Here is a 13,581-nt window from a genome sequence, read left to right as displayed (position 1 = left end):
TATTAACGAGCGGCTTATCTAACACCTTTACGATAAGACTCACTACATTTGACTGTTATCTACAATGACTATCTTAGGTTACGTTTAGCGATTAGCTATCAACTTGCAACACAGCTAAGAAGGCTTCTTGTGGAATTTCCACGTTACCTACTTGCTTCATACGTTTTTTACCTGCTTTCTGCTTAGACAATAGCTTTTTCTTACGTGACACATCGCCACCATAGCATTTTGCTAATACGTCTTTACGCATGGCTTTTACCGTACTACGACCAATGATCTGGCTACCGATAGCTGCTTGAATGGCGACATCAAACATTTGACGTGGAATCAGCTCTTTCATCTTAGTAACTAGAGCATTACCACGATAACGTGATTGGGTTTCGTGTACGATCATCGCTAAGGCATCGACTTTATCGCCATTGATTAGTACATCAACTCTTACTAGCTTGTCAGCTTGATAGCGCTCGAAGTTATAATCTAGCGATGCAAAACCACGTGAAACCGACTTCAGACGATCAAAGAAATCCATGACAACTTCGCCCATTGGAATATCAAATATCAGCTGTACTTGTCGACCCATAAAACGCATATCAACCTGAACGCCGCGACGCTCAATACATAGCGTCATTACATTGCCTAAGAACTCTTGCGGTACCAAAATTTGACAGCGGGCAATTGGCTCACGGAACTCTTCAATGTTGTTTGGCTCAGGTAGATGTGAGGGGTTATCTACATAGATTACATCACCGTTCTTTTTCTCAATTTCGTAAATAACTGAGGGCGCTGTAGTAATCAAATCTAGATCATATTCACGCTCTAGACGCTCTTGGATAATCTCCATATGCAGCATACCCAAGAAGCCACAGCGGAAACCAAAGCCAAGCGCATCCGACGTATCTGGCTCAAAAAACAGCGAAGCATCGTTGATTTGCAATTTCTGCAAAGCTTCACGGAATTTTTCAAAATCACTTGAATCTACTGGGAACATACCAGAATAGACTTGTGGCGTGACTTGTTTGAAGCCTGGGATACGATCCACATCAGGGGTATTAGCATGAGTGATAGTGTCGCCTACTGGCGCTCCGGCAATATCCTTAATACCCGCAATAACAAATCCGACTTCCCCTGCTTCTAAAACACCCGTATCTACAGGCTTAGGCGTAAAGACACCAATCGAGCCAACCAGATGTGCCTCTTGAGTCGACTTGATATATAATTTGTCACCTTTACGTATAGTACCTTCACGCACCCGTACCAATGAGACCACACCCAAATAATTATCGAACCAAGAGTCAATAATTAGTGCTTGGAGTGGCGCTTCACGATCACCAGTTGGTGCCGGAATAAACTCCACCAATGCTTCTAGCAGCTTATCAACACCCAGACCAGATTTGGCTGATACTCGCGGTGCATCAACGGCATCGATACCGATAATATCTTCAATTTCTTGAATGACGCGCTCAGGCTCAACTTGCGGCAAATCAATCTTATTTAACACCGCCATGACTTCTAAGCCTTGATCAACGGCTGTATAGCAGTTGGCCACTGACTGCGCTTCTACGCCTTGAGCGGCATCAACCACCAATAGCGCACCTTCGCAAGCCGCTAATGAGCGCGAAACTTCATATGAAAAATCGACGTGACCAGGGGTATCAATAAAGTTAAGCTGATAGCGCTCTCCATTTGGATGATCATAAAACAGCGTTACCGATTGTGCTTTGATAGTGATACCGCGCTCACGCTCGATATCCATTGAGTCGAGTACCTGCGCCTGCATCTCGCGATCTTGCAAGGCACCGCACATTTGAATAAAACGATCGGCAAGCGTCGACTTACCATGATCAATGTGGGCAATGATTGAAAAGTTACGAATATTGGCTAATGCAGTCACAAAGCGCCTACTAAATTAAGGGTGATAGAATAATAAAACTAAAAAATAAATATCGTCAGATGCAATTAATAAGATGCGTGTACTTCTTTGAAGGTTAACCGTTATAACAAGCCGATTTGGCTAATACCACCGTCTAAAACCTATAGCCAAGCACATTAACTCTTATGCGTAGACGTAAAAGAGTATTCTAGCAGTTTTCCACTGCAAAGTAAGGCGATTTTGTTAGAAGAGATGTGACTTACAGATGAAATAACAAGCTAAAAAAGGATAATGCAACAATCGTTACACTTGTTGAACTTCGTTTCTTTATATAGATACCATTACAGTTACTATGACCTCTTAGAAAGAAAAACAAATAAATGACTAGGGTAAATTGGTCTTAGACATATCTACGTCTGTCGTTTCGCTGCCAGTTTGGCACAAATACTTATACATCCATGGCGATCTGCCATAAAAAGCACCATTTATTTGAGTTTGCTCTATCAAGTACTCACGAAATCTCAAATAAAATTCATTATCTGGGCCTTTAGGCTGCTGCCAAAAATCATCAAGCGGCTTTTGATCTGTTAGCTTAGGAATATCATAAATTGCCCGACCCATAACCTTAGTAGGTTTCTTATGATAAACCGACTGCAAGCCTGTCGTACTGTTAATAGTCACCATGCCAATACTATATTTCATCAAAGTTGGCAGGTGCATATCACAACCATAGAAAACACGATGAGACACTTGATAGCGCTCAGCTAGGCTAGCTACCAGCTCCCGATAGTCTCTATGACCACGATCCAATGGATGATGCTTAAACACGAGTAACTGTTTTTGCTTAGCAAAATTTGCAAAGCTTGCGATAGACTCGTCAATGAACTGTACCACATCACGATAATCACTATGATGGGTAATCTGTGAGTCATTATGTACTTGCAAGCTAATCAAAAAGTAATTGTTACTTTCTTGCTTGGTCAGTTTATTTTGCAGGTGTTTGTCTGGTAAATACCCTCGAAGCTTCCGCCACGGTGCTTTTAACCAAGCGATAGCCTCTTGCCAAGCAGTCATGCCACGATAATGCGAATAATGTGTATAACGGCTTTTATAAAGCCAAGCAATAATGTAATAGACGATGGCTGCGATACTGAGGCGATAAAATCGATTATGTGTATATAAAGGCTGATCATTGGCTTTCTTAAGTGCTTTGATCTCAGCAGTGTTTAGACGTGAATAGCCATTAATCCCATGCTCTTGCAAGGTAATGTAATCAGGACGCAAGTACCCCTCTTCAAAGACAAAGAATGAAATACCCAGCTTCTCACTAACACATGCTGCTTGAGTATGATGCGGTCGACAATCACCAAAGCATACAATTGCATCAATACCATGCTCTTGAATAAACACCTGCAACCAAGAGGAAAATTGCGCTAACGTATTGGTATATTCGTAAGTATTGTCGTGATGATAAAAAAAGGCATCGCCTGCATTAAAATTGATTTTGCTTACTTTAATGTCTTGAGTTTGCAAGAATGACGAAAATCGATTAAAAAACCCACCCATTTTCCCTTGTAGTAGCAAGACGTGTCGATGAGTAAGCAAGTGAGACATCGAAGCTGCCATAATACAGGGCTACCATTAAATGAGAAAATAAGAGATAAGAAAGGTCGTGCAACCGTGTGAAAACACATAGCGTAAAAGTGATTATACCGAAAAAGCATCTATTTGTCGCAATGCAATTATACGGTGCTACTCTGGTAAATCAACGAGACGTTTTACGCAATTTCTGTTGCCACTGGTGACGCTGCTGCATAAAACGTGTGGTCGCGTGACGTTTAAACTTTGTAGATAAAGACGAGGTCACATTATTAGCTGAACTATTTAAGGTATTAGCCATTTTAGATTGCGATTCTTCATTACTCGCAAGCAGATGCGAGTCTTTGAGAGGATACAAATAATCGATCACCTGCTCGACTTGTGCCAGCCCATAGCCGTCAGGTAGACGATACAACGGGTAACATATAAGCGCGCCATATATTAGCTGCTCAAGAGTCAAAGGTATATCTCGTTGACGCCTTTTTAGATAGGTAGCTTTCGGTAACGACTGCTCATCAATATCTGTGGTCAATCCCCAACCTGCATAAAACGGCAATCCATAACAGGTAACGTCTAACCCTCGCAGCAACGCTTCAAAACCAGTCAATGAGCTGATCGTATGAACCTCATCCACCCATTCTAAGCAATCAGGCATTGCAGTATCGTAGGCAACCGCTTGAACTTGTCGTAGATGAGCTTCTGATACTTTGCCTGCTCGCAGTCCTGCTTCAACATCAGGATGCGGCTTATAAATCAAATAAGCGTCTGGGTTATCTTGTCGTACACGTTCAATCAGACCACTGTTTGTCTTTATTGTAGAGCCGCAGTACTGTACTGACAAATCGTCCTCTACCTGACCAATAATAAGAACGCGTCGTCTCCCAGATATTTTAGCATCCTGCATCCACGAATTATTTTGGATACTAGAAACATCTATACCAGCCCCAACATTGTATTTACTTACCCGCTGATTCAGCAGTTTATCTTGCAGTCTTTCTACGCGAAGACGCTGTTCAGAACTTAATGGCTGAAAATTTTGCAGCAATGTTTCTAAATCTGAAGGCTGAGTCGCATCGTAATAGATACCTTGTTTGTCTATCACAACAGACAGTGGCGCCAATAAAGTAGCACCTAAACCATTTGATCGGATAAACCCATCTTCCATACAATAAATAGCTATATCCGAGCTTTTTTCAGCAAGTTTACTCTGTAGCTTCTTCTGTACTTGCTGACGTTTGGCCAAACCCCATACCAATAAAGGCTGGCTGAAATTGACACGGAAATGGTCTGGATGTAGAAGATTTTTTAGACGCGGTTTTGGTTTAACGAATAATGTCGTACGCGGTAGGTCTGTAAAGGCTTTGACAAATGGCAGCTTCCAACGACTAAATTCATATATTGTCAAATCGCCTTCAAGACGTGCTTGCCACCGCCGATTGGTCACCAACCACTCAATGGCTGTATCGATATCACAAGCTTGTTTCGTTGCTGGATCTACATAACGACTGTAATCAATATAAGCACTATAAAATAATGTTTCTAACGTCGTTTTAAGCGTTTTATGTGAAGTTAAAAGAAACACTGCTAAGTTTGACGAATCTCTATTATTGAGGAGTGTCTCAGCTAATGCTAAGCGACGTTTTTGAACTGATTTAAGTAGATTTCTAGGTGCGTTAGTATCATCGGTCAGCCCCCAGCCACAGTACCAGCTGACCCCGAAGCAATGTACTCTTTTACCTAACATTAATGCTTCAAAGCCCATATGTGAGCTGACGGTATAAACCTCACTTACTTGCTTAAGCAGTTCAATAGGATTGAGAAACTCAGTCAATAGCCTAACGTTTTTAGGCAGTTTTAAGTTGGATAAGTAGCCTGATTTTGATGCAGGATGAGCCTTTATCCAAATATGGGCGTTAGGATGGTTGCGACATGCAGATTTTAGCATCTTCTTAAATTGACGTTTATTCGCACCAGCGCCTTTAACAGAGGCATCACCCGCTACTTGGTCAATCAACAGGATATGTGATTGTGAAGCATTTTCCTTTTCGTTAATATTTTCTTCATTAATCAATTTATCCAACGACGGACAATCGATTATGGAATTATATTTACTCAGTTTTTCTTCGCATATATGTGCCATCAGATGACGAGCACGTGCCTCGCCTGCTGCGCAATTACTGCTAGTACTCTTGGTGCGCTCAACAATCAACTGCTCGAGGCGCGAGTGATGCGTCATATCAAAGTAGATGCCAACGTCATCGACAACCACGCTCAAACCATGGCGACTACTAATACCTGAATCCAACGAACGCAAAAATCCATCTTCAATACTTAAGGTATTCACGTCCTGACGAGTGGCAGCTTTATCAGCTCGTTGAAAGCTTTTCTTGTGCCCCCATCCAATAAATGCCTCAGGTTGTGGTTTTTTCTTGCGATTTATCAGGCTTTGTTGCAAGCCTGACCACGGATACCAGCGCTGAATATCAGCTTGCAACACTTGCGAGAGTAGCAAATTGTTGCGGCACATACCTTTACCAACTACTGCCAACTGCTTTGGTGATTGATACTGTGACGATGGCGAAAGTAGCGCATGATCAGAGGTAGACACATCAGATACCTTGACTTCATTCGCTACTTTTTTTGCCATATCTTTAATACCTTTACTCGTTAATTTTAGTTAAATCTATTTAACAGTCATCGTTAAGTCATGAATGGCTAACCGTTATAGATCTAGAACTACCTTGGCAGCAATTGCTAACTGATAAACAATCTGTGATAGACCGCGAGCAATCTCCACACGCTTAGTTTTGACTTTTGGTAATACCATAATCTCGTCACCCTGCTGGATACGATACGCAGTATTGACCACTTGGCTCGCTCCATTTTGATGAATAATTAAGATATCTTTTGTATCAGCGTTATCAGAGAAACCACCAGAATTAGCCACATAATCGCCAACGGTGTAGTCAGGATTAAAGGTAAGTGCCCCTTGTGCTCGTACTTGACCATTGACTGTAATGACTGATGTTTGTGCTGGTATCTCAATGATGTCGCCCTGTTGCAGAATAATATCTTGCCATGAATTTGGCACAACGACGATTTGACCGTCCGTCTGAACATTGCGAGCTTTAGCGACGAACTGCTTAACCAATGCTGCATCGTCTTGACGCAATGCGGCTTCTTCACGAGTCGTCGATTGAGTGGCAAGCGTTAGTTCTTCTAGACGATCGAGCGATTCGTTAATCATGCGTTTTTGTTGCTCAGCAACAGATTCACGATAGATGGTTAGATGCGTTAATTTTGCCAGGGGACTTGGCTGTAATTGTGGCACGATATCTTTTAGACGCGCGCCATATGGCACAACCATCGCGCCATTACCAGTATGTGCACCTTTTACCTGCACCGCGATGGTACCTGCGTAACGATCTGACGTTACTACCATTTGGTCGCCGTTATAGACAGGAACGTTTTGGGCTTCACTTAATGAGTAGTACTCTGCGGTTTGTGCACGTCCTGCACTGCGAGTGATACTGACATTAGTGGCATTTGCTGCCGGATTAGACACTTGCAACACATCACCAATAGTCAGATCATTCACATCAAACTCAAAAGTATATTCGTTTTGAACTTGACCGCTTACCACAAATGTCTTTTTCTGCGGTGCCACGGTGATGACATCACCATCTCGAAATGAAAAAGCCTGTAATTTACCTGCTAGCAAAAAGTCATATAAATTGACTTGCTGTAGCATTTGACCGTTACGTTTGATTTGAATGTCAATATAACTACCGCGCGTTGGGTCAACGCCGCCTGCTCTATCTAAATAAGACAATACCGAGTCTGCTGCTAGACCACCGTAATAGCCTGGCTGCTTAACAAAACCTGTGACGAATACTTTGACTGGCTGCGCCTGCTCTAATGAAGCATAAACGCCTACATTCGAGCGGTAAATACGACTGACGGCACTTTTGACCACGTTTTGTAAGCTACCATTTTGTACACCAGAGACGCGAACTGGTCCAACGTTCGGTAAGAAAATATTACCTTGTGGATCGACAGTCATGGTAGCAGCATATTGGTAAGCGCCCCACATTCTTACTTGAACGTTATCGCCAGGGTTAATCACATAACTGTCATTAAAGGTTGAACCTGAAGTCGTCGAAAATGCTCCACGGAATAATTGCTCACCGAACATCATATCTTGAGTTTTAATATCTTGATAAGGACGCGTAGTATTGATGACCGACTGGCTTGGTAAGCTTGCTGCGTTAACCGCTTCTTGAGTCGTTGCTTGCCCTGGCACTGCCCCAGCAAATGCTTGGGTAGACACGTTAATATTGCTCTGGTTCTGAGATTGACTCATGTTATTACTGCTTGTGCCAAAGCCCGAACCTGATATTTGATCTGCATAACTGCTTGCAGCTGTTGCAGACATACTAGTCGCCGCCATTGCCAAGCTTGTCGCTATCACGATAGAACGTGGTTTCATATTCATGAGTTATATTCCTTTCCTGATCTATCGATCATTACTGATATCTGGTTTTTCAAGATTAGCTGCGGTGATCACGGACAACTGCCATCACCAAACGCACAAATCCGTACAGCATTAAGAGCAATGCAAGCGATGTCCAAATAAGATACGCTTGGCGCGGATATGTTGCATCTTCAGCTTCATAGGGCGTTGAGATCACAATCAAGTTTTTCATTTTCTTGAACGCTTCTAGTCTTGATTTCTCAAGCGATGACAACGACAACTTATACAACTCGGTAGCAAAATCCACATCTGCCTTAATGGTCTCAAACTGTACTGCTTGACGGTTTAATTTGGTTGTATTTGGTGATGTCAATTTGGTTTGTTCTTGAGTAATTTGCTCTTCAACAGCCTTTATCTGACTTCTTAATGAAACCACTTGCGGTGCATCTGGATTTAGATAACTGAGTAGCTGACGCTCTTCAGTACGCAATGAGCTTAATTGCGCTTGCAAGCTGCCAATTAACTGATTGACGATTTGTGCATTGGCTTGTGGGTCATAGATTTCGTTTTCATTCTGATAATTTAATAGCTGCTCTTTGGCATCGTTTAAACGCTCTTCTGACTCGTCTAACTGAGTTTCTGCAAACGCCAATTGATCACGAGCCACTTCCTGTGAAATGCGGTTCACAAAACGCTCAGACTCACCTAAGATAGCTTTGTTCAGCTCAAAAGCATACTTTGAGTCAAAGCCTTCTGTTGATACCGAAAGCACATAGCTCTGCTCGTCAAGATCAATGTGAACCCGTTTTTTGAAGTACTCAAGTAGATCTTCTTGCGTCGCATCAGGATCGATTTCATAAATAGGGTCTGAACCATCAACATAATAAGCTTCTCGGAACTTAAACTTATTATCGAGTCGCTTCACCATATCATTCGACAAAATATACTCTGTCAAATAAGTCGCGTCTTCTTTACTGGTACTATTCACGCCCAATAGAGCTGATAGTCCGCCACCAGCTGGTACGCTCGAATCACTGACTTGCTTCACTACCACGTCAGCAGTCGAAACGAAACGCGGATGCGCCAGTGTCATTACATAGTATATAACGAGCAACCAAGGAAGGATGACCAAGCCAATAAACAGCGAGAAGTTAATTATCTTACTTTTTTGCTTTGTGGATATGCTTTTCATAAACCTCAATCGCTTCTGTTGTATCGTCAAACACGTGTGCTGTTTGATCCATTAGTACAATACCAATATCGCAGTTTCGTTTGATATCACCAATATTGTGCGACACTATTAAAAATCCTGCTTGTGCGCGGCGGGCCGCTAAAATCTCTTCACTACGCTTACGGAATGCTGCATCACCAACAGCACCTGCTTCATCGAGCATATAGTAATCAAAATCAAAGGCCAAGCTTAAACCGAACGTTAAGCGGGCTCTCATGCCTGATGAATAGCTTTTAACTGGCATATCAAAGTAGTTACCAATGTCAGCAAACTCTTCGACAAAACGAATTTTTTCATCAATATAAGGGCCGCTTGAATATAAGCGGCAAACAAAACGGACGTTTTGGCGGCCTGTTAGACTGCCTTGAAAACCACCTGCCACCCCAACTGGCCAAGAAATAGTCGAGTCAGTGATAATATCTCCATGATCCGGTTCATCAAGTCCACAGATAATGCGTAGTAATGTTGATTTACCAGCGCCATTACGTCCCAATAAGCCGACACTCTGTCTATCACCAATTGTAAGATTAAGGTCTTTAAACAAATAGTGACGCCCTTTCTTTGTCATAAATGACTTAGAGACATTTCTAACTTCAATCATCACATTACCTATTAGTGTTAGCATTGCTTAAATGATAACTATTCTATTATTTTGAACGGATCATATCTCGCTCAGCAAACTTGTAAAGTAGCAACCCTAAGAAATTGACTGCAAACATCCATTTCAGGAAATATATTATATCAATGTGGTAGGCAGGATAATTTGGGGCAAAAGCATGCCTGATTAGTTCGATGTTATGAATGAAAGGATTGTACAACAAATAGCTAAAATAAGGTTCAGGGATAATATGAATCGGATACACAATACCAGAAGTAAAGTACAGTATCGTAAAAAATATAGTAATTATTTTACTAACTTCGCCACCATAATAACCAATGACCATCATGATTAAAGCAACACCAAAACTAAATATAAAAAGAGTTACCCAACAAAATAATACAATATGAATATTCTCTAAGTTAGCGTATATATTGAAGAAAAAAAGCACAAATAATAATAATACTGACGTAACAAAATAGATCATCAATTCTAGAAATGACCGCGCAATAATGACATCGATATGCCGAATCGAACGATACATTAACAACCCTTTGTTTGCCTGAGCAGCTCCCAATGCTCTTGTTGCGATTCTTTGAAACATGCGAAAAGGGACCATTCCAACCACCAGAAACAACATTATATCCATTCCTGGCACTATTCTTTCACGGAAATTACCGACAAGTATCAAAATAATAGCTATTTGGAATATAACTTCAAGTGGTGCCCAAAGATAACCTAAACGATATCCACCGAAGCGAGTCTGTAATTCACGCATCAGCAAAGCATGAAATGCTGCACCCATGACTTTAAGGCCACTGCGATGCTTGATAGGACGATAAGGGGGGAGTTGAACAGACATGGCGTTACAGGACTTTACCGAAAACAGCCCCTATGATAAGTAAGCGCGACATAAGTTACAAGAATTAATCTGTATATAGACAGATAAACCTATGATTTAGTAAGAAATCTGTAAGTAAATCACACCTAAAATGCTATGTATCAACAGCTTCTAGTTTAAAAAACCATTTATTTTGGGCAAAAAAAAACCAATCTCGATAGATTGGTTTTTTTCGTACTGCTATAGATGGTGGCGATGAAGAGACTTGAACTCTTGACCTCACGATTATGAGTCATGCGCTCTAACCAGCTGAGCTACATCGCCGTTTTAGGCTGCACATTATGCCCAAGCTATTGACTGTCGTCAACCCCTAATAAGCATTTTTTGCAAAAAAACGAATTTAATTCAGATTAATTACAACTATTACTACAATAAACAGTAAAAAAGGTTTGGTAAACCGATAAGCCGGGTTCTGTCGTGGACGATCATTCCTCTAGGCGTATCATCGCTAATACGCTCAAGCAACCTACCCGCATCGAACGCGGGCCGCGCCATGCCGATGCCTATTTGGTCTTGCTACGCGTGGAGTTTACCATGCCGTGAAATGTTGCCATCCACGCGGTGCGCTCTTACCGCACCCTTTCACCCTTACCGATAATATCCTAAGATACTAAAGGCGGTCTACTCTCTGCTGCACTGGTCGTCAAGTTACCCTGCCCAGCCGTTAGCTGGCACGCTGCCCTATGTAGCCCGGACTTTCCTCCCCTGCTCATCTGTTGCCAGTGTGCAGCGGCGATCGCCTAGTCTACCAAGCGCGCTAGTATAGCAAACTTATGACTGCCTGCGCATGTCTTTTGAATTTATTTTTAAAGACAACATAAATAGGCTAAACAAAATTTTCTGGCAGTGTCTCAATATTACCGACCAAGTTATCTTTTAGATATGGTATTTGCAGCCAATGCGCTTCGGGATAATGATTGTCCAAATATTTTCGTAGAAACTCAATAGTGCTATTTGCGATCTCAGTATCCGTTTGCTCAGCATCATCATGAATATGATTATAAATTACGCTATGTACCATCAATCCGCGCGACTTTATAGCTTCTAAACTCAGCAACGTATGATTGATACTGCCCAATCGACCAGAGGTGACCAAAATAACTGGATAGCCTTGCTCGGCAATATAATCTAATATCAGTAGATTTTCTGTAATCGGCACAAGTAAACCACCTGCACCTTCTAGTAGTACCGCATCGTAATGTAACTGTAAGCGCTTGGTGGCGTTAGTAATCATATCAGGATCAAGTGTCTCTCCTGATAGCTTAGTAGCCAAATGAGGGGACGCTGGCTTCTTATAACGATGAGCACAAGTCGTAAAATCGAGGTCACACGGTTGCAAAGGTAAGTCCATTAATTGACGATGTGTAATAATATCATCAGCGATATTCATCTCACCATTATCTGAATTTATCGATACGCCCGTCTGTACTAGTTTTTGAGTGATGACGCTCACACCTTGTTGCATAAGCGCTTTGGCAAGCAGTCCAGTAGCATAGGTTTTACCAATATCGGTATCGATACCAGAAACAAATAAAACACTCATGGTTGACCTCGGTTTTCTAGATACGTACATACTACTTTTAGCAGTGATTGGCATAAGGTAGTCAGCTCATCATCAGTAATCACGTAGGGTGGCATGATATACACCAACTTACCAAATGGTCTGACCCAGATACCATTATCAATCAATAAAGACTGAAATGTAGGCATATCGACCGCTTCATGCAATTCAATAACGGCGACTGCACCCAAACAACGCACCTCGGCAACACCTTCTAATAACGCGGCTGGCGCTAGTTGTTGCTCCATAATGCGTTGCATATTTGCGGTACGCGCTTCAGTATCATAAGTCATAATCAAATCAATCGATGCACACGCAACCGCACAAGCCAGTGGGTTGCCCATAAAAGTTGGGCCATGCATAAGGGCTGGATAGTCACTATTATGAATGGTATCGGCAACTTTTCGGGTACATAGCGTTGCAGCAAAAGTCATATAGCCACCCGTCAGCGCCTTGCCAATGGTCATGATATCAGGGCTAATAGCTGCATGTTCACACGCAAACAATTTACCACTACGCCCAAACCCAGTGGCGATTTCATCCGCAATCAATAGTACATTATGCTCATCGCACAGTTGACGCAGCAATTGCAGATATTCAGGACTATAAAAACGCATCCCGCCTGCGCCCTGAATAATTGGCTCAATGATAAAACCCGCCAGCTGCTCACCATACTCGACAAAAAACTGCGCTAATGATTTACGCTCATCTACTGTCAATGCGCGATCAAAGCCAAGTGGCGGCGCAGGAACAAAATGCTGCATCGGTAACTGTTTACCATATAGGCTATGCATACCATTAACAGGATCACAGACACTCATGGCATGCCACGTGTCTCCATAATACCCTGAATGGGTTGAGGCAAACTGTTGCTTGGATGAGCGCTTGGCAGCCACTTGATATTGCAGCGCCATTTTTAGCGCCACTTCTACCGCAATACTGCCGCTGTCGGCATAAAAAATTGCATCAAGTCCAGCAGGTACAATATCTAGTAGCTTTTTGCCCAAATCTATCGCTGGCTGATGGGTTAACCCACCAAACATGACATGCGCCATTTTACCCAACTGATTAGTCAGTGCGTCATTCAGTTTTGGATGGTTGTAACCATGAACGCTCGCCCACCATGACGACATACCATCGATCAGGCGCGTGCCATCTTCGGTGATGATATAAATACCTTCAGCGCGATCGATTACGATATTAGAATAAGTGGGTGGCAGGCTGGCATATGGGTGCCAAAGATGTTGCTGATCGAAGTCATTTACGACTTGGATGGATTGCGTGGTTGTTGTTTGCGTGGTTACTTTTTCCATAGTCATCGTGTTGCCCCTAAAACGTTGTAAATCC

At 42.3% G+C, this 13,581-nt stretch carries 9 protein-coding genes, 1 tRNA gene and 1 other RNA gene; all 11 read right to left on the bottom strand.

The genetic code is table 11. The features are described from left to right. Positions 1-91: 91 nt before the first annotated feature. The 11 genes from lepA to bioA all read right to left on the bottom strand — a co-directional run bounded on the left by lepA (position 92) and on the right by bioA (position 13,553). Complete coding sequence (lepA, locus tag JMX96_RS08005; RefSeq protein ID WP_201568469.1) at positions 92-1,891, bottom strand: translation elongation factor 4; 1,800 nt, start codon at positions 1,889-1,891, stop codon at positions 92-94. Positions 1,892-2,254: 363 nt separating this feature from the next. After that, complete coding sequence (locus tag JMX96_RS08000; RefSeq protein WP_201568467.1) at positions 2,255-3,496, bottom strand: capsule biosynthesis protein; 1,242 nt, start codon at positions 3,494-3,496, stop codon at positions 2,255-2,257. A gap of 139 nt (positions 3,497-3,635) precedes the next feature. Continuing rightward, a complete protein-coding gene (locus JMX96_RS07995) occupies positions 3,636-6,116 on the bottom strand; it encodes a capsular polysaccharide biosynthesis protein (RefSeq protein ID WP_201568465.1) in 2,481 nt (826 codons plus the stop codon). A 75-nt stretch (positions 6,117-6,191) separates the two neighbouring features. Beyond that, positions 6,192-7,964 carry a polysaccharide biosynthesis/export family protein gene (locus tag JMX96_RS07990; protein WP_201568463.1) on the bottom strand — a complete coding sequence of 591 codons (1,773 nt, stop codon included), beginning with the start codon at positions 7,962-7,964 and terminating at the stop codon, positions 6,192-6,194. A 55-nt stretch (positions 7,965-8,019) separates the two neighbouring features. After that, complete coding sequence (locus tag JMX96_RS07985) at positions 8,020-9,135, bottom strand: capsule biosynthesis protein (protein ID WP_201568461.1); 1,116 nt, start codon at positions 9,133-9,135, stop codon at positions 8,020-8,022. Further along, a complete protein-coding gene (locus JMX96_RS07980) occupies positions 9,104-9,775 on the bottom strand; it encodes an ABC transporter ATP-binding protein (protein WP_201568459.1) in 672 nt (223 codons plus the stop codon). Before JMX96_RS07980 ends, JMX96_RS07985 begins: the two co-directional genes overlap by 32 nt. 46 nt (positions 9,776-9,821) lie before the next feature. After that, on the bottom strand, positions 9,822-10,634 hold the full coding sequence (locus JMX96_RS07975) for an ABC transporter permease (protein ID WP_201568457.1): 813 nt from the start codon (positions 10,632-10,634) through the stop codon (positions 9,822-9,824). Positions 10,635-10,860: 226 nt separating this feature from the next. Beyond that, positions 10,861-10,937 (bottom strand) — tRNA-Met (locus JMX96_RS07970). Positions 10,938-11,058: 121 nt separating this feature from the next. Beyond that, positions 11,059-11,425: RNase P RNA component class A (gene rnpB, locus JMX96_RS07965), an RNA gene on the bottom strand. 74 nt (positions 11,426-11,499) lie between these two features. Continuing rightward, complete coding sequence (gene bioD / locus JMX96_RS07960) at positions 11,500-12,216, bottom strand: dethiobiotin synthase (protein ID WP_201568455.1); 717 nt, start codon at positions 12,214-12,216, stop codon at positions 11,500-11,502. Continuing rightward, entirely contained in the window at positions 12,213-13,553 is a 1,341-nt protein-coding gene (gene bioA / locus JMX96_RS07955; RefSeq protein WP_227676978.1) for an adenosylmethionine--8-amino-7-oxononanoate transaminase, read from the bottom strand. Before bioA ends, bioD begins: the two co-directional genes overlap by 4 nt. Between the last annotated feature and the right edge of the window lie 28 nt (positions 13,554-13,581).

The organism is Psychrobacter sp. JCM 18900 (assembly GCF_904846625.1).
Lineage (GTDB): Bacteria > Pseudomonadota > Gammaproteobacteria > Pseudomonadales > Moraxellaceae > Psychrobacter.
The sequence above is the reverse complement of the archived record's forward strand: the minus strand, read 5'-3'. Positions and strand labels throughout refer to the sequence as shown.

Coding starts and splice junctions, on each gene's coding strand:
- JMX96_RS08000 (WP_201568467.1), bottom strand. CDS start 3,496: ATGGCAGCTTCGATGTCTCACTTGCTTACTCATCGACACGTCTTGCTA.
- JMX96_RS07995 (WP_201568465.1), bottom strand. CDS start 6,116: ATGGCAAAAAAAGTAGCGAATGAAGTCAAGGTATCTGATGTGTCTACC.
- JMX96_RS07990 (WP_201568463.1), bottom strand. CDS start 7,964: ATGAATATGAAACCACGTTCTATCGTGATAGCGACAAGCTTGGCAATG.
- JMX96_RS07985 (WP_201568461.1), bottom strand. CDS start 9,135: ATGAAAAGCATATCCACAAAGCAAAAAAGTAAGATAATTAACTTCTCG.
- JMX96_RS07980 (WP_201568459.1), bottom strand. CDS start 9,775: ATGATTGAAGTTAGAAATGTCTCTAAGTCATTTATGACAAAGAAAGGG.
- JMX96_RS07975 (WP_201568457.1), bottom strand. CDS start 10,634: ATGTCTGTTCAACTCCCCCCTTATCGTCCTATCAAGCATCGCAGTGGC.
- bioD (WP_201568455.1), bottom strand. CDS start 12,216: ATGAGTGTTTTATTTGTTTCTGGTATCGATACCGATATTGGTAAAACC.
- bioA (WP_227676978.1), bottom strand. CDS start 13,553: ATGACTATGGAAAAAGTAACCACGCAAACAACAACCACGCAATCCATC.